Source organism: Halolamina litorea (assembly GCF_026616205.1).
Lineage (GTDB): Archaea > Halobacteriota > Halobacteria > Halobacteriales > Haloferacaceae > Halolamina > Halolamina litorea.
The window spans coordinates 1,174,755-1,193,415 of sequence record NZ_JANHGR010000001.1 but is presented as its reverse complement, the minus strand read 5'-3'; the positions used below and the strand labels follow the sequence as shown (position 1 = coordinate 1,193,415).

The 18,661-nt window shown below is 66.8% G+C and carries 14 protein-coding genes; 4 read left to right on the top strand and 10 right to left on the bottom strand.

The features are described from left to right. Nucleotides 1–62 precede the first annotated feature (62 nt). A complete protein-coding gene (locus NO998_RS06235; protein ID WP_267646234.1) occupies nt 63–1,802 on the top strand; it encodes a M28 family peptidase in 1,740 nt (579 codons plus the stop codon). A 27-nt stretch (nt 1,803–1,829) separates the two neighbouring features. On the opposite strand, the gene NO998_RS06230 is transcribed toward NO998_RS06235, so the two are convergent. From NO998_RS06230 to NO998_RS15775, 8 genes are all read right to left on the bottom strand, one after another. Next, entirely contained in the window at nt 1,830–2,789 is a 960-nt protein-coding gene (locus NO998_RS06230) for an LLM class flavin-dependent oxidoreductase (protein WP_267646232.1), read from the bottom strand. A gap of 39 nt (nt 2,790–2,828) precedes the next feature. After that, nucleotides 2,829–4,559: a M28 family metallopeptidase gene (locus NO998_RS06225; protein ID WP_267646230.1), complete on the bottom strand. Its 1,731-nt coding sequence runs from the start codon at nt 4,557–4,559 to the stop codon at nt 2,829–2,831. A gap of 141 nt (nt 4,560–4,700) precedes the next feature. Next, nucleotides 4,701–5,426, bottom strand: coding sequence for an aspartate/glutamate racemase family protein (locus NO998_RS06220; RefSeq protein ID WP_267646229.1), 726 nt, complete (start codon nt 5,424–5,426; stop codon nt 4,701–4,703). 135 nt (nt 5,427–5,561) lie between these two features. Then, on the bottom strand, nt 5,562–6,593 hold the full coding sequence (locus NO998_RS06215; RefSeq protein WP_267646227.1) for an ABC transporter ATP-binding protein: 1,032 nt from the start codon (nt 6,591–6,593) through the stop codon (nt 5,562–5,564). Then, complete coding sequence (locus NO998_RS06210) at nt 6,569–7,579, bottom strand: ABC transporter ATP-binding protein (RefSeq protein WP_267646226.1); 1,011 nt, start codon at nt 7,577–7,579, stop codon at nt 6,569–6,571. The genes NO998_RS06215 and NO998_RS06210 overlap by 25 nt, the downstream gene beginning before the upstream one ends. Beyond that, nucleotides 7,576–8,523, bottom strand: a complete 948-nt coding sequence (locus NO998_RS06205; protein WP_267646225.1) for an ABC transporter permease — start codon at nt 8,521–8,523, stop codon at nt 7,576–7,578. Before NO998_RS06205 ends, NO998_RS06210 begins: the two co-directional genes overlap by 4 nt. After that, complete coding sequence (locus tag NO998_RS06200) at nt 8,516–9,493, bottom strand: ABC transporter permease (RefSeq protein ID WP_267646224.1); 978 nt, start codon at nt 9,491–9,493, stop codon at nt 8,516–8,518. Before NO998_RS06200 ends, NO998_RS06205 begins: the two co-directional genes overlap by 8 nt. A 21-nt stretch (nt 9,494–9,514) precedes the next feature. Continuing rightward, nucleotides 9,515–11,257, bottom strand: a complete 1,743-nt coding sequence (locus NO998_RS15775; protein WP_267646223.1) for an ABC transporter substrate-binding protein — start codon at nt 11,255–11,257, stop codon at nt 9,515–9,517. Nucleotides 11,258–11,496: 239 nt separating this feature from the next. On the opposite strand from NO998_RS15775, the gene NO998_RS06190 reads away from it, so the two are divergent. Together NO998_RS06190 and NO998_RS06185 are read left to right on the top strand one after the other, a co-directional pair. Further along, the gene (locus tag NO998_RS06190; protein WP_267646222.1) at nt 11,497–12,534 is read left to right on the top strand and encodes a zinc-binding dehydrogenase; all 1,038 of its coding nucleotides are present in this window, start codon (nt 11,497–11,499) and stop codon (nt 12,532–12,534) included. 55 nt (nt 12,535–12,589) lie between these two features. Beyond that, on the top strand, nt 12,590–14,395 hold the full coding sequence (locus tag NO998_RS06185; protein ID WP_267646221.1) for a M28 family peptidase: 1,806 nt from the start codon (nt 12,590–12,592) through the stop codon (nt 14,393–14,395). A gap of 21 nt (nt 14,396–14,416) precedes the next feature. Here the strand turns inward: NO998_RS06185 and NO998_RS06180 are convergent, their stop codons facing one another. Continuing rightward, nucleotides 14,417–15,514 (bottom strand): mandelate racemase/muconate lactonizing enzyme family protein, encoded by a 1,098-nt coding sequence (locus NO998_RS06180; RefSeq protein ID WP_267646220.1) that lies wholly within the window; start codon nt 15,512–15,514, stop codon nt 14,417–14,419. A gap of 103 nt (nt 15,515–15,617) precedes the next feature. Between NO998_RS06180 and NO998_RS06175 the strand changes: the two genes are divergently transcribed. Next, complete coding sequence (locus NO998_RS06175) at nt 15,618–17,393, top strand: M28 family peptidase (protein WP_267646219.1); 1,776 nt, start codon at nt 15,618–15,620, stop codon at nt 17,391–17,393. A 404-nt stretch (nt 17,394–17,797) separates the two neighbouring features. On the opposite strand, the gene NO998_RS06170 is transcribed toward NO998_RS06175, so the two are convergent. Then, nucleotides 17,798–18,553 carry an IclR family transcriptional regulator gene (locus NO998_RS06170; protein ID WP_267646218.1) on the bottom strand — a complete coding sequence of 252 codons (756 nt, stop codon included), beginning with the start codon at nt 18,551–18,553 and terminating at the stop codon, nt 17,798–17,800. Nucleotides 18,554–18,661: the final 108 nt, after the last annotated feature.

The following is an 18,661-nucleotide window of genomic DNA, read 5'->3' as shown; positions in this document are numbered from 1 at the left end:
TTGTCCCGTTTCACGGCCGCTGCCCCCGTCACGCTTATTGCGGTCGTTCCCTCGTTGTGGGTGTGATTGACACAGTCGACAGAACGACGGAAGACGGACTCGTCGGAGAGATCGACCGGAGCGCGCTGGAGACCCACATCGACGCGTTGGCCGACCTGCGACGGTATCCCGGAACGGACGACCAGTGGGAGGCGGCGGAGTACATCGTCGACGAACTCGGGGCCGAAGGCGTCGACGTCGAACTGCAGACGGTCGAGGCGTACACGAGCGTCCCGGTGTCCGCGACGGTGACGGTCACCAGCCCGGTCCACACGGCGTTCGAGGACGCGATCACCACCGCGTTCAGCGCGAGCACGCCCCCGGGCGGGGTCAGCGGCGAACTCGTCGCGGTGGACGCGGTCGGCCACAGCGCGACTGACCTGCCCGATCTTTCGGGGAAGGTCGTCTTCACGGAAGGGCTCCCCACCCCCGGTGCCGTGCGGGCGATCGACCAGGCCGGCGCGCGGGCCGCCGTGTTCCAGTCGCCGACCGAGGGCCAACTGCACGAGATGATCGCCTCCCCCATCTGGGGTTCGCCCTCGGTGGACGACGTGGACGAACTCCCCGACCTCCCGGTGGCGGAGATCCACCAGAGCGACGGCGAGTGGCTGACGGAGCGACTCGCCGGCGACGACGTGGAGGTGGCCGTCGAGACGCAGGCCCGGACCGAGCAGCAGGAACTGCCGTGTCCGGTCGCGCGCATCGAGGGCACCGAGAGCGACCGATACACCGTCGTCGGCAACCACATCGACTCCTGGCACGAGGGTGTCACCGACAACGCCTCGGCCGTCGCCACGTCGATGGAACTGGCCCGCGTGTTCGCCGAGAACCCGCCGAAACGTGGGCTCGTCGTCGGGTTCTGGCCCGGCCACTCGATGGGCCGGTACGCCGGGAGCGCCCGCTACGCAGACCGGAACTGGCTCGACCTCCGCAAAAACGGGGTCGCCTACATCCACATCGACCTGAACGGCCTCGACGGCGCTGACCACCTCTGGGCCCAGCACATGGCCGAGGTCGGGGACGAACACCTCGACGTGCTGGCGGACGGCCCGCTCCCGCTGGAGACGGCGCGGGACGAGGGCGGCCTGCTCGGCGGCGGAAGCCGGCCGGGCCGGAACTCCGACCAGTCGTTCTGGGGCGCCGGGCTCTCCTCGCTGCTCTCGGGCGCTCGGTTCAGCGCCGACCACGAGGACGCCGGCCCCGTCGGCGGCGGCTGGTGGTGGCACACCCCCGAGGACACCCGTGACAAGATCGACTTCGATCTGATGGCCGAGGAGGCCCGGCTGTACACGGCCATCGTCTCGCGGCTCTCGAACTCGCCAGTACTCCCCCACGACTACCGGGAGACGGCGACGGAGATCCGCGCGCTCGCCGAGGGAATCGACGACGCGGCCGGGGGCGAGGTCGACTTCGGGCCGGTGTACGACCGGCTCGACCGCCTCGACGCCGCGCTGGAGTCCTTCGCCGCGGTGGCCAACGGCGTCGACGACGACGGCGTCGCGACGGCCGTCGAGGACGTACAGGTCCGACTCGGCAACCTACTCATCCCGGCGCTGTACATGGAGTCGCCGGCGCACGAACACGACCCAGCGCTCCCCCACGAACTGCTGCCGTACCTCCGGGTCGCCGAATCGCTCCCGGATCGAACCGGTCCGCGGGCCGGATTCGCCCGGACGAAAGCCGTCCGCGGCGTCTCGAAGCTCGCGCACAACGTCGAGGAAGCTGCCGACACCGTCGAGGCGTTTCTCGACCGGCGGGCCTAACCCGCCGGCTGTCGGCCCGACAGTCCCTCAGCGGAACGCCGGGACGACTTCCTCGGCGAACAGCTCCACCCCAGTCGGCTCAGGGAAGTCGACGAACTCCAGCACGACCTCGTCGACGCCGAGGTCGGCGTAGGGCTCCAACTCCGCGACCAACTGTTCTGGCGTGCCGATGAGGTTGTTGTACGAGGCCATCGGGTCGTCCGGGTCGGGGTCGCGGAAGCGCGGCACCTCGTCGAGGATCGCCTCGACCTCCGCTTCGGTCTCGCGGACGATACAGCGCGCGAACCACGATACGTCGATGTCGTCGAAGTCGGTGTCGTAGGTCTCACAGTGGTCCCGCAGCACGTCGATCTTGTGCGACATGACCTCCGTCGGTCCCCAGTAGTTCCACTCGTCGGCGTGCTTGGCGGCGATGCGGAGCGTGAACTCCTCGCCGCCGCCGCCGACCATGATCGGCGGGTGGGGATCCTGTCGTGGCCGGGGGCGACAGGTCGCGCCGTCGAGTTGGTAGTAGTCGCCGTCGTAGTCGACCTCGTCCTCAGTCCAGAGGCGCTTGGTGAGTTCGATGGTCTCCTCCATCGCACGCAGGCGCTCCGGGGCGTCGGGCCAGTCGTAGCCGTACGCCAGCGCCTCGTCGGCCTTCCACCCCGCGCCCATGCCGAGTTTGAGTCGGCCGTCGCTGACGTTGTCGAGGTCGGCGGCCATCTTCGCCAGCAGGGGGCCGTGGCGGAGTTCGTTGTTCACCGTCTTGGGGAACAGCGTCACTTCCTCGGTGGCGCCAGCGAGGGCGGTCAGCGTCGTGAAACACTCCGTCGTCGCGTCGTCGCCCGCGAGCAGGTGGTCGGGGACGCCGAGGCCGTCGAAGCCCGCAGCCTCGGCGGCCCGGGCGAACGACCGTTGTTTCTCCCACGAGATCGAGTCACAGAACGCGAGCGTGGAGTACTCGGAGGCGCCGGCGGCCGTCGGGATGTTGGCAGCGAACCGCATCACCTCCACTGTTCCCGACGACCGGTAAAGAGCTATCCCCTACAACGACCGTCGAAGCCGCCGGAGCTCCGCCACGACGTCGTTTCGCGCACGCTGTAGCTGCAGTTCGAGGAACCGCGCGTCGTCGCCGCCCAGTTCGGGGAGCCGCTCGACCGGCGCGAGTCGCGGTAACGGCGCCCGGCTCTCGGCGGGGTCCTGTTCGAACGCCCCCTCGGTGACGAAGTTCAGCCGGGTAAGCGACTTCACGAGCCGGTCGGCCGCCGCCGGGTAGCCGTCGGCGTCGTCGAGGAACGCGACCGTCGCCTCGCGCAGCGCGTCGAGTTCGTCCACGACCGGGCCGAGGTCGAACTCACTGGCGCCGTCGTACTCCTCGGCGACGGCGGCGATGCGGTCGATGGTTCGGACCGGATCGGCTGGGCAGTCCGCGCGGCTCAATCGGGCCGTGGCGAGCGTGTAGACCTCGGTGTCGCGTTCCAGCACGTCCGGGTCGGCCTTCTCGATGGTGTCGGTCGTGAGGTGCCAGGCGTCGGCGTGGCCGGCCGAGCCGCCGACGGGGTGGTAGCCCCGCTCGTCTCGAACCGACTGGGGAATGCTCGACTGGAGCGACATGCCCGGGATCCCGAGGTTGTTGAACGAGTAGTCGCCCGCGCGGGCCGGGCGCTCCTTGGTGGTGCCCTTCCCGCTCACGTCGTGGATGGTGTTGGCCGCCACGTCGTGGACCGCGGCCATCCACTTCACGCGCTCGTCGTAGACGGTGGCGTCGGCGACGCCCGGGGAATCGATGTTGACGTGAGCGACACAGCGTTCGGCGAGGTCGGCGGCGAACTCGTCGGCGAACCACGTCGACCCGGCGTAGCGCCCCGTCGAGTGCCCGGGCCACCACGCGACCCACACGTCCCGCCGGAGGGCCTCGCTGTGGTCGTTCAGCACCCGAGCCAGTTCCAGCAGCGTCGCGTCGCCCGTGGCGTTGTCGGTGACGCCGACGTGCCAGGAGTCGACGTGGCCGTGGGCCAGCACGAACTCGTCGGTCCCGGGCGCGGCCTCGCCGGGGATCTTCGCCAGCAACAGCGGCGCTGCCTGCCAGCCCGTCGTCGTCTCGGTCGTAACGGTGACGCTGGCGCCGTTCGCGGCTTTCTCGCGCAGTTCACGCCCTTCGCTCGCGGAGACGTTGGCGACGGGGAGGTCGGGGATCCGCTCTCGGTCGTCGTAGGGCGGCGCGCCGCCCCAGACCGGCGTGACGATCCCCTCGTGTGGCTCGCGCTCGTGGGGGTGGATGCCGACGAACGCCTCCGCGCCCCGGTCGGAGAGCTCTCCGATGGCGCTGATCGGGATGATCGACTCGCTCATCACTACCGTTCCGGAGAGGTCCTCGGGGAGCCCCTCCAGCGAGACCGAAAGCATCGCCTCGATGGAGTCCATCTCGTCGTCGTTCTCGACGTAGACGAGGTCGCCCTCCACGGTGCGGTCCGCCGAGAACGAGACCGTCTTGGCGGTGTCGGACGCCCAGCCGTCGTCGGTCTCGATGCTCGCTCCCCCGGGCGTGCTCAGGTAGAGTTCCGGTTCGAACAGTTCGTGATCGACGCCGAACGCGTCCAGCCGGTCACGCAGGTACGCCATCGCCGTCGCTTCGTCCTCGGTACCCGAGACGCGCTCCAGTTCCGCGAAGCGTTCCACGACGCCCCACGGCTCGTCGGCCGACACGTCGTCGACGATCGCCGCGTCAACACCGGTTACCGATGGTGATCCCTCCTCGTACAGTGGCTGATCCATACCCGGTTCGGGGACCCGCTTTGCTAATAGCTTCGCATACGTGGCAGCTCAGGGTCACGAACGGCACTCCTCGATCACCGCCCCGACTGGCGGGGCAGGACAGGGTCGCCGCCGGTTCCGTGGCCCGCCGCGCACGCTCGCTCACTCGAACAAGCTCGCTTCCCGCTCCGCCGAGAACGCGGGGTAGGTGACCCGGCTGTGGTCCAACCCGTAGTCGGCCCACATCGCGGCGGTCCCGAGGCTGATGCGAACGGGGTCGAGGAACGGCACGCCGAGCCCGTCGGCGACCCGGTCGTGGACCTGCATGAACGCCAGGCTCATACAGCCTGGAATGACCGACTCGGCGGCGTCCTCCGTCACGGCCCGCTCGGCCTCGGTGACCATCTTCTCGACGACCGCGTCCGACTCGTGGTCGACGTCGAGCACGCCCTGTTCGACGACGCGGACGCTGGCTAACTGCGAGCCGAGGTGGTCCGCGAATATCTGCCGGCGCTTCGAGGCCGGCGTGGAACGGATCGTCAAACAGGAGAACTGATCGGATAGCTGGGCGGCCGTGTGGAACGTCGACGATGCGGGACCCACGACTGGCTTGTCGACGAACTCGCGGGCCGCGGCGAGCCCCGGATCACCGAAACAGCCGATGACGAACGCGTCGTGGTCGTCCTCGTGGTCCCGCAGAAGGCCGAGCAGACTCCGGACACACCACTCGTGTTCGACCTCGCTCTCGATGGACAGCGGCCCGTCGTCGGCGTCGACGACGCTCACGTCGACGTGTGCGGGCGTGAGTTCGTTGGCGATACCCTCACGGCGGTCCAGTTCGGTCGGCTCCAGTCCCCGTCCCGGGACGAGGTAGGCAATGTCTGTCACGACCCGAACTAGCGATCGGCCCGCGATAAAGCTATGTCCCGACTCTCAGCACGCAACCGCGCGCGGTCCGACGCGACGACCCACGACGGGTGAGGCGGCTCCGTCGACAACACGGGGGGTGCCGACGGGGGCGTGTCACGTCTCGTCGATGGCCTCTACCCGCCAACAGGCGGCCGCGTGATCCCCCTCGGCCGACTCGTAGGCGTCGAGTCCCGGTACCTCGAGACACTCCTCCGTGTCGAACGGGCACCGCGGGCGGAAGTTACAGCCCTCCGGGAGTTCGACCGGGTCCGGCGGCTCCCCCTGCAACTGCGGCTTGGAGATCTGGTGTTCCGGGTTCGGTACGGGGACCGCGTCGAGCAACGCTCTCGCGTAGGGATGCTTGGGGTCCTTGATCAGGCGTTCGGTCGGCCCGCGCTCGACGACGTTCCCGAGGTACATCACGCTCGTCCGGTCACACATCTGCCGGATGAGCGAGAGGTCGTGGGAGATGTACAGCGCCCCCATGTCGAGTTCGTCGACGAGGTCACGAAGCAGGTTCAGGATGCTCGCGCGCACGGACACGTCCAGCATCGAGACCGGTTCGTCGGCCACGATGAACTTGGGTTCGAGGACCAGCGCGCGGGCGATGGAGACGCGCTGGCGCTCCCCGCCGGAGAGTTCGTGGGGGTGTTCACTCACGTAGTTCTCCGGTGGCGTCAGCTCCGCGCGCTCGAGCGCCTGGTAGATCCGCTCGTCCTGGTTGTCCATGTCGTGGACCTCGAGCGGTTCGCGGATCCACTGCTCGACGGAGAAGCGGGGGTTCAGCGACTCGTAGGGGTCCTGGAAGATCATCTGGACGTTCCGTCGGAACTCCTTGCGCTGGGCGCCCGACATCGAGTCGAGTTCCGTCCCGAGGAACTTGATCGAGCCGCCCGTCGGCTCTTGGAGGCCGATCAGGACCTCGCCGAGTGTCGACTTCCCACAGCCGGACTCGCCGACGAGCCCCATGGTCTCGCCGCTCTCGATTGCCATGTCCACCCCGTCGACGGCTTTGACGTGTTTCGTCTCCCCACCGATGAGCTGGTGGACGATCCCCGTGCTCTGTGGGAAATGCTTCTCTAGCCCCGCTACCTCCATGATCGGACCGTCGTAGTCCCAGTTCAGTGTTGATTCGGTGATAGCCATGTCTCGTCTTCGGTGGATCGGTTGCGGATCTGTTCGAACGGGATCGGTTCGTGGCAGCGGACCTGGTGGTTCTCCCCCGCCTCGACGGTCGGAAGCGGCTGCTCACATTCGGGAGCGGAGAACGGACACCTGGAGGCGAACGGACAGCCTCCCGGCGGCTCGGAGAGGTCCGGCGGCGAGCCGGGAATGCTGGTGAGGTCGCGCTTCTCCCCTTCGACGCTGGGGAACGCGTTCTGCAGGCCGAGCGTGTAGGGGTGCTGGGCCTCGTTGAAGATCTCGTCGACACCGCCGTACTCCATCAGTTCGCCGCCGTACATCACCACCATACTGTCACAGGTCTCGGCGACGACGCTGATGTCGTGGGTGACCATCACCATCGAGTTGCCGAGCTCCCGTTGGAGCTCCTTGATGCGGTAGAGGATCTGCTCCTGGATGATCACGTCCAGCGCCGTCGTCGGCTCGTCGGCGATGATCAGGTCCGGGTCGAGCGCGAGGCTCATCGCGATGATGACCCGCTGGCGCATCCCCCCGGAGAGCTGGTGTGGGTAGTCCTCGACGCGGTCTGGGTCGAGACCCACGAGCTCCATCAGCTCCCGGGCCCGCTCGTAGCTCGCCGAGTCGGACATGTCCCGGTGTTCCTGGATTGCCTCCTTGATCTGGTCTTTGACCCGGTAGACCGGGTCGAGACTGTTCATCGCGCTCTGGCTGATCATCGACATCCGCTCCCAGCGGATCTCGCGGCGTTCGCGGTTCGAGAGGTGCGTGATGTCCTCGCCGTCGAAGATGATTTCGCCGCCCGTGATCTCGCCGTTGTCGGGGAGGGCCCCCATGATGGCCTGGGCGAGCGTCGTCTTCCCGCAGCCGGATTCGCCGACGATGCCGAGGGTCTCGCCCTCCTCGAGCGTGAACGAGACGCCCCTGACAGCCTCCACGTCCGGGTCGCCGCTGTACGTCACGTGTAAGTCGTTTACTTCGAGTAGCGTCATTTCTCTTGGAGCTCCGGGTTGAGTTGTTCTTCGTAGCCACGGCCGATCAGGAACGCCGAGATGACCGTCAGCATGATCGCCATGCCGGGCATGGTGAACCACCACCACGCGTCACGAGCGAGCGCCTGTGACTGCTGGGCCGACTGGAGCATCTGGCCCCAAGTCACCGCAGTCGGGTCGCCGAAGCCGAGGTAGCTGATCGACGCCTCCGTCAGGATCGCCCACGCGATGGCGAAACTGCCGTAGAGGAACACCAGCGGGAGGACGTTCGGCGCGATGTGTCTGTAGATGATCCGCCTGTCGCTGGCGCCGACGGTGCGTGCGCTCTTCACGAACGGCTTCTCCTTGAGGTTCAGCACGTGTGAACGGACGACACGTGCCGTCTGTCGCCAGAGCAGCAACGCGATGGCGCCGACGATGGTCCACTTCGACGGCTCCCAGAGCGCGACGAGCACGATGATGAACGGCGTGAACGGGATGCCGTACGCGAAGTCCACCAGTCGCATCAACACGTCGTCGACGTACCCCCCGTAGTAGCCGGCTATCAAGCCGACGTTCATCCCGACGAAGGCCACACTGATGGCGCTGAGTAGCCCGATCTGCAGGGCCGGCCGGGCGCCGAACACCAGTTGGCTGAAGATGTCCCGGCCCGCGCTGTCCGTGCCAAGCGGGTGCTCGGCGCTCGGCGGGGCCAGGGAGTTCCCGTAGTCGGTTTCGGTCGGTTCGTAGGGGGCGATCACTGGCGCGAGGATGGCGACCGCGATGATCGCGAGCATGATGAGGATCCCCGCGAGCCCCATCGGCTCCTGCTTGAGGAAGGCGATACGTCGACGCCACGCGTCGGCTTGGCGTTCCGACCACGTGGAGAACTCCGAGTCGAGGCTGTCGACGTTCGACTCCGAGTCGATGGCGGCCGTGTTCGAGTCGCTTGTTCGTTCAGTCATACGTGATCCGTGGGTCGAGGTAGCCGTAGGCCAGATCGGCGAGGAAGTTGGCGACCAGTACCAGTCCGGCGAGGATCAGGAACGTCGCCTGTGCCACCGGGTAGTCGTTCGCGATGACCGCTCGGACCATCTCCCTGCCCAGTCCGGGCCACGCGAACACGGTTTCGAGCACGACGCTCCCGCCGACGGCGAAGCCCGCGGCGACGGCGAACGCCGTCACGATGGGCAACAGCGCGTTCCGTGCGGCGTGTTTCAGCATCACCGCGAAGTCACTGATCCCTTTCAGCTCCGCGAAGTCGACGAAGTCCTCGTTCATCACTTCGAGCATGCTGTTTCGCATCAGCAACGCGGGCAAGCTGTAGAAGTAGAACGCCTGAATCAACGCCGGGAGGATCAGGTGTCGCAGGAAGTCCGGGCTGGTGAACTGTGCCAGTTTGCTCGAGTAGGTCACGCCGGGTTGTGACATCGACCCCGCGGGCAGCCAGCCGAGTTTGAACGAGAACAGCCAGATGCCGAGCAGTCCGGTCCAGAACACCGGCGCGCTTCGGGAGACCAGCGCGAAGACGACGCCGATCCGCTCGCGTTTCGTCCCGCGGTTCCACGCGAGGTAGGCCCCGAAGGGGACGCCGATCAGGTACGCGAGGATCACCGAGGTCCCCATCAGGACGAGCGTGTTCCAGATGCGGCTCCGGATGATCCGCCAAACCGGGTCGCCGGTGATGTAGGAGAGCCCGAAGTTGAACGTGACGAGGTTCGTCATGTACTTCCAGTACTGGACGTGGACCGGCTGGTCGAGGCCGAACGTCGCGCGGATCTGGGCCGCTTGCTCCTGTGTGAACCCCGTCCCGATGTACGCCGCGAGCGGGTCGCCCGGCGCGGCACGGAACAGGAAAAACAGCATCGTCGCTATCGCGAAATAGAGGACGACGATCTGAATGATACGCCTCGTTACGAATTCTTTCAATCCCATAATAGTGCGAAATGGAGGGTGTTAGTTGCCGACTTCGGTCTTGTCGGCGGGCATGTAGAGCATACCGTCGCTCTCGTCCCAGACGAAGCCAGCCTCGATGAGTTCGTTCGCGGCGGCCTGCAGACTGAACTCGTAGCGTTCGAGTTCGTCGTTGTGCCACGAGTCCAGCGCCGAGGATACCAGCGAGTTCGGCGCGATGCTCCCCCAGCCGCTGTAGATGTCGTTCACGATCGTTTCCTTGTCGAAGCGGTGGTTCATCGCGCGGCGGAACCCGTCGATGTGGAACGGCGGGCGGTCGTTGTTGTAGGAGATCTGTTTGAACCCGACCGTCGTCGTCGACGCCATGCTGAGGCTGTCGTTCTGCTCGACGCGGTCCTGCAGCACGTCCTTGTCGCCACGGTAGTTCGCCAGCATGTCGAGGGTCCCGTTCTCGAGTTGGGTCAGCATCGTCTGGACGCTGGGGATGATGCGGGAGTTCCGGGCCTCGTAGGCGACGGGGTCGAAGTGGTCGTCGAAGCGCTCCAGACGGACCTCCTCGGACGGCTTCCAGTGGACGAACTCCATCGGCCCCGACCCGAGCGGGGTGTCCTCCTGGTACAGCATCGGGTTGTCGACGTCCATCCGGTTCTCGATGATGTCGGTCCACTTGTGCTTGGGGATGATGGCGATGCGGCCCATCGCCGCCATCGGGAACGGCGCGTAGTGGTAGTCGAAGCTGAACTCGACGGTGTAGTCGTCGACGACCGTGATCTCGTTGACCGGTTCGACCGGCCCCGAGAAGTACGTCGAGTAGTTGCGGTGGATGTCGTAGCTGTACTTGACGTCCTCGGCGGTCAGGTCCTCACCGTCGTGGAACGTGTGGCCCTGTTTGATCGGTACCTCCAGGGTGGTGTCGTCCTTCCAGTTGAACTCCTCGGCCAGCCGAGGTGCGGGCAGTGCGGACTCGTCGGGCCACGCCAGGCGGTCCCAGATCATCCGGTGCTGGATCATGTCGATCTCGCCGGACTGGTCGAAGGGGTTGAGCGCCTGCAGTTCCTGGTCGTAGGCGATGTTGAGGTCCGTCCGGTCGCCCGTGGGCTCGATGTTCGAGAACGTCAGCATGTTCACCGCGCCCATCCCGTTCAGTTCGACGACGCCCTCCCAGCGTTCGCTGTTCCACGGGATCGTCTTGTCGGGGTACATCAGGAACGTGCTCGGCCCGCGCTCGTGGAAGATCCGTTGGGTCTCCTTCACTAGCTCCTCGCGAGCCGCCTGGTCCAGTTCCTCACGCTGGGCCATCACCTTCTCGTCGTACTCGTCGTCCTCCCAGAAGTAGTAGTTGTACCCCTCCTGGAAGCTCGAGTGGCCCATCTGGACCGAGAACTCGTCGGGGTCCAATCGGGACGGGCGTCCGACCATCTGCCAGAACGTCATGTCCCAGTCGGTGCCGTCCCAGACGGTCGAGGACTGGGAGGGCCACGTCATCGTCTCGACGGTCGTGTCGATGCCGAGCTTGGCGATCTCCTCGCTCACGAACATCGACGTCTCGTGGTCGTCGGGCTGTGCGTCTGGTGGGTTGACGATGAGCGTGAGTTCGGGGATCGCCTGTGCGTCGTCCAGATCGCCCTGTGCGACGACGTTCTCGGAGGGGACCTGGAACCCGTCCATCTCGACGGTGTCGCCGTCACCGCCGGCGACCGTCTCGCTGTCCGTGCCCTCGCCGCCGCTGTCACCGTCCCCGGCACAGCCGGCGAACGAGGCGAGCGTTACCGTCGCTCCAGCCACACCGGTCTTTTTCAGAAAGTTACGCCTTGGCAGTCGGTTGTCAGGTTGCTCTTTGGCCATGGGCTACCGATTGGTTCTCCGTGTCATGGTACATAGTTCCTTGGGTTGGTCTCACATGTCGAAGGCCGACTACAACGGTAGCGGCGACTGAAAGCGGCTTCGGGCCACTTTCGGCCGCTTCAGCGGCGGCCCCCGGAGCCTGGCACAGAGCTATGAGGGTGGAACTGTTCCTGCTGGGCATGCGAGCCGTACACATAGTCGATAGTGGCGCGCCCGAGGACGTACTGGAAGTCCGCGACATCCCACGGCCCGAGCCGGGTCCCGACGAGGTACGCCTCGAAGTGCGAGCCTGCGCGCTGCAACACGCCGACGTGTTCGCCCGCACGGGCCACCCCGAAATCGAGGACGAGTTCCCGAAGCGCCCCGGCACAGAGATGGCCGGCGTCGTCGACGCCGTCGGCGCGGGCGTCGACGACTGGGCGGTGGGCGACCGGGTGAACGTCTACCACCACGTGAGCTGTGGGGAGTGTGAGTTCTGCGAGCGGGGCGAACAGACGATGTGCCCACACGACCGGAAGTTCGGGAGCGACTTCCCGGGCGGACTGGCCGAGTACGCTATCGTCCCCGGGGCGAACCTCGAACCGGTCCCCGACCACGTCGAGATGGAGACGGCCGCGGCGTGGCCGTCCTCGTTCACGACCGCGTGGCGGATGCTCGTGAGCGGCGGGGGGCTGGCGCCCAGCGAGACGGCGCTGATCCTCGGCGCCAGCGGCGGCGTCGGCCACGCCGCGCTCCAACTGGCCGACCGGGTCGGCGCCGAAGTGTACGCGACGACCTCCGCCGACTGGAAGGCTGACCGGGCGTCGACGTGGGCGGAATCGGTGATCGACTACACCCGGACGCCCTTCGACGAGCGCATCGTCGAACTCACCGACGGCCGCGGTGTCGACCTCGTCGCCGACCACGTCGGCCAGGAGACGTGGCAACAGTCCATCGACAGCCTCGCGACCGGCGGCCGCATGGTGATCTGTGGGGCCACTTCGGGCGCGGACCCGGACATCGACATCAGGTCGCTCTATCAGCGCCACCGCCGTATCCTCGGCACCCCGATGGGGAGCCGGCAGGACTTCCGAGACGTGGGGCGGCTGATCGCCCGTGGGGAGGTCAGCCCCGTCATCGACCGCGTGCTCCCGCTCGACCGGGTCGCTGAGGGCCACCAGGCCATCGAGAACCGCGAGGTGTTCGGCAAGGTCGTCGTGACGCCGAACCGAGAGTAGGCGACAGACGGGGCCACACGAAGCTTTTTGTGGTGTGGATTGACTTACCAAGACGATGTCTCAGCAGCCCCCCAGCGAGAAGCCGCTGGACTCCTACGAGTCAGAACTCACGGAGTCCGTATCGATAGACGAACCGTGGGCGCTCCTCGAGGAGTTCGCGGAACTGGTGCGCGTCTCGGGTACCGAGGACGAACGCCGCGCCGCGCGGTACCTGACCGACCGGCTCGAGGCGTTCGGCGTCGAGTACGAACGCTACGACCCCGAACTCTACATCAGCCAACCACACAGCGCGTCGATAACCGTCGACGACGGCGTCTTCGAACCGGGCCCGGTGAAGACGGTCGCGTTTTCGGCGGCGACGACGGTGACGGGTGAGCTCGTGTACGTCGGCGAAGCCGAGCAGAGCGACGTGGGGAACGACGACGACAGCCAGTACCACGCGGTGAACATCACGCGGCCGTACGCCGACGTGGACGACCTGAGCGGGAAGATCGCCCTCACCGCCGCGGGGAGCCTCTCGATCCGCGCGACCCGGGTGCTCGAAGAGAAGGGTGCCGCGGGCGTCATCGCCATCCACGAGAACGAACGCGAACCCCACGACGGGATCGCGAGTTCGGTCTGGGGGGGCGCACCGCCCTACGACGAACGGGAGCGGATCCCCGACGTCCCCATCGCCAACGTCACTCGGCCGGACGGCGACGAACTCCGGTCGTACGCCGACGCCGAGGCGACCCACGAGGTCACCCTCGAAACCGACGTGACGACGGACTGGATGGCGTGCCCCATCGTCGAGGCGCGCATCGAGGCCGGCGACGCCGACCCCGACAACGACGACTTCGTGCTGCTGCACGGCCACTACGACTCGTGGGGCGTCGGCATCGCCGACAACGCGACCGGCGACGCCGGGCTGCTCGAACTCGCCCGCGTCTTCGACGAGCACGCCGACGACCTGAAGCGGGACCTGCGCGTCGCGTGGTGGCCCGGACACTCGACGGGGCGCTACGCCGGCTCGACGTGGTACGCCGACGAGTTCGCCACCGACCTCGTTGAGGACTGTGTCGCCCACGTGGACATGGACAGCCCGGGCGCGAAGGGCTCGACTGAGTACGTGGATATGGCCTGCTGGATGCCGGAGATGCACGGCGTCGTCGCCTCGGCCATCGAGGACGCGACTGGGGCGCCCTACAGCGAGAACCGCCCCCGACGCGCGGGCGACTACTCGTTCAACAACCTCGGCCTCTCCGGGGCGTTCACGCTCTCCTCGAACATCCCCGCGGACGTGCGGGAGACCATGCGCTGGCACACCGTCGGCGGCTGTGGCGGCAACGCCGACGCCTGGCACCTCAGCACCGACACCCTCGACAAGGCGGGCAAACCCGAACTCGTCCGGGACATCCGGATGTACGCGGTGCTTGTCTCGCGGCTGCTCCGCTCGGACGTGCTCCCGCACGACCACGCGCGGAACGTCGAGCGCCACCAGTCCATCGTCGCGGACTACGACGACCTCGCGGGCGACGCGTTCGACTTCGGGCCCACGCTCGACGCGCTGGAGGAGGTCGGCGACGCGGTCGAGGCGTTCCACGACGCCGTCGACGCCGGCGAGGTCGATCCGACAACCGCGAACGAGACGATCAAGACGCTCTCGCGCACGCTCACTCGGCTCAACTTCGTCAGCGACGGCCAGTTCGAGCAGGACCCGGCGTACAACCGGCCGCCGTACCCCCGCTACGAGAACACGTCGATGTTCGAGCTGTACGACGAGGACGACGACGAGTACCGGTTCCTGCAGGTCGAACTGCAGCGAGCGCAGAACGACGCGGTGTTCGAACTGTCGCGGCTGCGAGACCAGCTTCCGAACTGAACGCTCCTGGGGCCCGAGGGCTCAGTCGAACAGGCCGTCGTCGAGTTCGACACCGAGCCCCGGACCCTCCGGGACCGCGACGTCCGGCTGCCGTGCGATCGGTCGGTCGACCGGGTCTTCTTCGATGAGGTTCCCGCCGAGCTCCGCCGCCGAGGAGAGCGTCGGGAGCACCGACGCGATGTGGAGGTTCGCCGCCACGCCGAGGGATGTCTCGAACGCGCTGACGAGCGTCACCGGGAGGTCGGCGTCGGCCGCGAGCTCCCCCATCCGGACGATGTCGACCAGCGAGCCCGCCTTCGCGAGTTTCGCACAGAACCCCGACACGGCCGACGGCTCGCGGGTGAGTTCACGGACCTCCTCGACACCGTGGATCGCCTCGTCGGCGAACACCGGTACCCCGCGTCCGGTGCGCAGCGAACGCAGATCACCCACGGCGTCGGCCGCTACCGGCTGTTCGTAGTACTCGATGAACGCTTGCCGGTCGATGCGGTCGACGGCCCGAACCGCCCGCTCGTAGGACTCCCACCCCGTGTTGGCGTCGGCCCTGACGAACGCCTCCCCGGGGTCGGCTCGGTCCGCCAACTCCCGCGTCACCGCGTTGATCCGCGCGGCGTCGCCGTCGAGGTCGCCGTCGACTTTGATCTTGAACGTTCGGAACCCCGCTTCGAACGCGTCGGCGACGTTCGCCGCGACCGTCTCCGCCGGGAGCGCGCCCGAAGCGAACGCCAGCGGGATCGAGTCCCGACGGGGCTGTCCGAGGAGGTCCCGGACCGGTACCCCGATCTGTTTCGCGCGGAGGTCGAGCAGCGCCATCTCGACGGCGGCACTCGCCCCCGGATTCCCCGGCAGTCGGGCCGCCAGATCACGGCAGGCCCCGAGGGCCGCGGGGACGGACTTGCCGTCGATAGCTGGGGCGAACTCCGACCGGACGATGGACGCCATCGTCTCGGCGGTGTCCCCCGTAAACCACTTCAGCGCCGAACCTTCGCCGTAGCCGGTCGCGTCCGCCGTTCGCACTCGAACGAACACGTGTTGGGTCGGGCTGGGGTCGTCGTAGGACGTCGGGAACGCGTCGGCGTAGGGGATCTCCCGCGCGACGGTATTGACACTCGTTATCACGCCTACACCAGTGGAAACCAGCGCGATAAGCGTTTCGCCGGTTCAGCTTGATAGTTACCACCATGCAAGCGTTCATATAGTTCGATTCGCAACCTCCGTCCGCATGAGCGAGGCAACCACCGACAGGAGCGCCCTGACCGAGGAGGAACGAGAGATCTTCGACACGATCGATATCGAGGAACCGTGGAACCTGCTGGAGGAGTTCGCGGAACTGAACCGGCTCTCGGGCACCGAGGACGAGCGCCGCGCGGCCGAGTACATGACCGGTCGGCTCGACGCACTGGGCGTCGAGCACCAACGGTTCGACCCCGAACTCTACATCAGCCAACCACACGACGCGACGATCCGGACGATCAACAAGACGTTCGAACCCGGGATCGTCAAGACCGTCGGCTTCTCGGCGTCGACGACGGTCCAGGCGGAAGTCGAGTACGTCGGGACAGCGAGCAGCGACCTCGTCGACGACGGGGTCGAGGGGCCACGCGAACCCTTCGCCGAACTGGACGACCTCGAGGGGCGGATCGCGCTCGTCGACGGCGGGAGCTTCTCCATCGGCGCCACGACGGTGCTCGAGGAGAAGGGTGCGGGTGGCGTCATCGCCATCCACGAACACCGCCGCGAGCCACACGACGGCATCGCGACGCCGGTCTGGGGCGGGGCACCCCCCTACGACGAACGGGAGCGGATCCCGGACGTACCCATCGCCAACGTCACGAAACACGACGGCGGGATCCTGCGGGACTGGGCCGAGAGCGAGGAGGGGTTGGAACTCGAACTCTCGACGGAGCTTACGACGGACTGGATGGCGTGTCCCATCGTCGAGGCGCGCATCGAGGGGAAGGCCGATCCCGACAACGACGACTTCCTCCTGCTGCACGGTCACTACGACTCGTGGTACGTCGGGATCACCGACAACGCCACCGGCGACGCCGGGATGCTCGAACTCGCCCGGGTGTTCAACGAACACGCCGACAAACTGAAACGCGACATCAGGATCTGTTGGTGGCCCGCACACTCGACGGGCCGCTACGCCGGGTCGACGTGGTACACCGACGAGCACGCCGTCGAGATCGCCGAACGCTGTGTCGCACAGGTGAACATGGACAGCCCGGGGGCGAAGGACTCCGCCGAGTACACCGACATGTCCTGTTGGACGCCCGAGGCACACGGGTTGGTGACCGACACCATCGACGACGTGGCGGGGATCCCCTCCGCGGAGCAGTTCCCGCCGCGTGCGGGCGACTACTCGTTCGACAACATCGGCGTGACCGGGTTCTTCATGCTGGGGTCGAACATCCCGAAGGAGATCAGGGACGAGCGCGGCTACCACCCCGTCGGCGGCTGCGGCGGCAACTCCGATGCGTGGCACGTCTCGACCGACACGCTCGACAAAGCCGGGAAGGACGAACTCCTGCGGGACATCCGCATCTACGCGGTCAGCATCCTCCGGGTCCTCAACGCTGAGCTACTGCCGTTCGATCACACCCGCTACGCCGACCGGCTGATCGACGTGGTCGAAGAGTACGACGAGGTCGCCGGCGACGCGTTCGACTTCGGACCGACCATCGACGAACTCGCCGAACTCCGCGAGGCGATCGAGTCCTTCCGGGAGCGCGCCGAAGCCGGCGACATCCCGCCCTCGGTCGCGAACAACGCCATCACCGAGCTTTCGCGGACGCTGACCCGACTCTACCTCGTCGAGGACGGCCAGTTCGAACAGGACCCGGCGACGAGTCGGGACCCCGTTCCGCGGTACGATCCGGCACACGAGTTCGCCCGCCTCGACGGCGACGAGCGCCGGTTCTTGGAGGTACAGATGAAACGGGCCCAGAACGACACCGTCCACGAACTCCGACAGGCACGCCGACGGCTCCCCTAACCGGGACTCCTGTCGGTCGGCCCGCCATTCGGTAGCCGGTTCCGGAGAGCGGAACGGGGGCAGTGGCTGTCGAGCGGCGAACGACGATACCGCTGCGACCCATATTTTCCGGGTTTTCGGGCTTGAGGCGAAACTTTTCGGCCACATCCGGTGGACGTGAGCTACCTACCGGCCCGGCATCCATCCATCTCTGACGCGCTCGGCGCCGAACAGGCGGCTTCGACGTGGTGTTATCGCAGACACATGTCGTGTACTGATCCGGAATTATTGTTCTGCTAACGGGGAAGTCAGAGACTACCGTTACAGTCGTACTGTTGTAACGGTAAGCTACCACCCACTCCATACCCGGGAATAGTTTCGATATACGGAACAGATATCCCGATAAACGGTGATCCGCGGCGCTGCTACAGCAATCGGATGTTCAGTTCCACTTCCTTCTTCGCGTCGAGGAGGAGCTCCGCGTACTCCTCGTTACCGCTGCCGACGCGGTTGACCGGGCCCGAGATCCCCAGCGCGCCGACGACGCCGTCGTCCGTGTTCTCGATCGGGACGGAGAGGGCACCGAGGCCCTCGACGGTCTCCTCGTTGTTGACTGCGTAGCCGCGGTCCCGGACCAGATCCAGTTCGTCGAACAGCGCGTCCGGGTCGGTGATCGTGTTCTCGGTGATCCCTTCGAGTTCGCTCCGGTCGATGTACGTCTCGACGGCCTCCCGTGGCCACGTCGAAAGGATCGCCTTCCCACCGGCGGTCGAGTGGAGCGGCCGGAACGTTCGTGCGTCCGACCGCGAGAACAGCCCGTTCCGGCCCGTCTCCTTGAACAGGTACACCAGGCGGTCCTCCTCGTCGGTGCTGAACTGGACGAACTCCTCGGACTCCTCGGCGAGGTCACGGACCTTTCGTTTGATCATCGGGTACGCCGGGTCACGCAGTTGGATCCGGTTGGCGTAACTGAGGAACTCGAAGGAGAGGCGGTAGATCCCGTCCTCCCGCACCAGATAGCCGGCCGACACGAGCGTCGAGAGGTGGCGGTGCATGGTGCTCTTCGGAACGTCGAGGCTCTCGGACACCCGCGTGAGCGAGACGGGTTCGTTGTCCCGGATGAACTCCAAGATTCGGAACGAGCGCTCGACGGACTTCAGGGAAGGTGAGCCGTCCGGCATGGGTCAGTTCCCCAGTGCCACGGCGCCAACTTATACGTTCTGCTGAGCGGAACGGTGATTCTGTTCGATCGGACGGCCGCCGACGCTCGCGAGTTCCCATCTCCCGGA

Excerpts from the sequence above, each read along its gene's own strand:
- NO998_RS06230 (WP_267646232.1), bottom strand. The coding sequence starts at position 2,789 with ATGCGGTTCGCTGCCAACATCCCGACGGCCGCCGGCGCCTCCGAGTAC.
- NO998_RS06225 (WP_267646230.1), bottom strand. The coding sequence starts at position 4,559 with ATGGATCAGCCACTGTACGAGGAGGGATCACCATCGGTAACCGGTGTT.
- NO998_RS06215 (WP_267646227.1), bottom strand. The coding sequence starts at position 6,593 with ATGGCTATCACCGAATCAACACTGAACTGGGACTACGACGGTCCGATC.
- NO998_RS06210 (WP_267646226.1), bottom strand. The coding sequence starts at position 7,579 with ATGACGCTACTCGAAGTAAACGACTTACACGTGACGTACAGCGGCGAC.
- NO998_RS06205 (WP_267646225.1), bottom strand. The coding sequence starts at position 8,523 with ATGACTGAACGAACAAGCGACTCGAACACGGCCGCCATCGACTCGGAG.
- NO998_RS06200 (WP_267646224.1), bottom strand. The coding sequence starts at position 9,493 with ATGGGATTGAAAGAATTCGTAACGAGGCGTATCATTCAGATCGTCGTC.
- NO998_RS06190 (WP_267646222.1), top strand. The coding sequence starts at position 11,497 with ATGCGAGCCGTACACATAGTCGATAGTGGCGCGCCCGAGGACGTACTG.
- NO998_RS06185 (WP_267646221.1), top strand. The coding sequence starts at position 12,590 with ATGTCTCAGCAGCCCCCCAGCGAGAAGCCGCTGGACTCCTACGAGTCA.
- NO998_RS06175 (WP_267646219.1), top strand. The coding sequence starts at position 15,618 with ATGAGCGAGGCAACCACCGACAGGAGCGCCCTGACCGAGGAGGAACGA.
- NO998_RS06170 (WP_267646218.1), bottom strand. The coding sequence starts at position 18,553 with ATGCCGGACGGCTCACCTTCCCTGAAGTCCGTCGAGCGCTCGTTCCGA.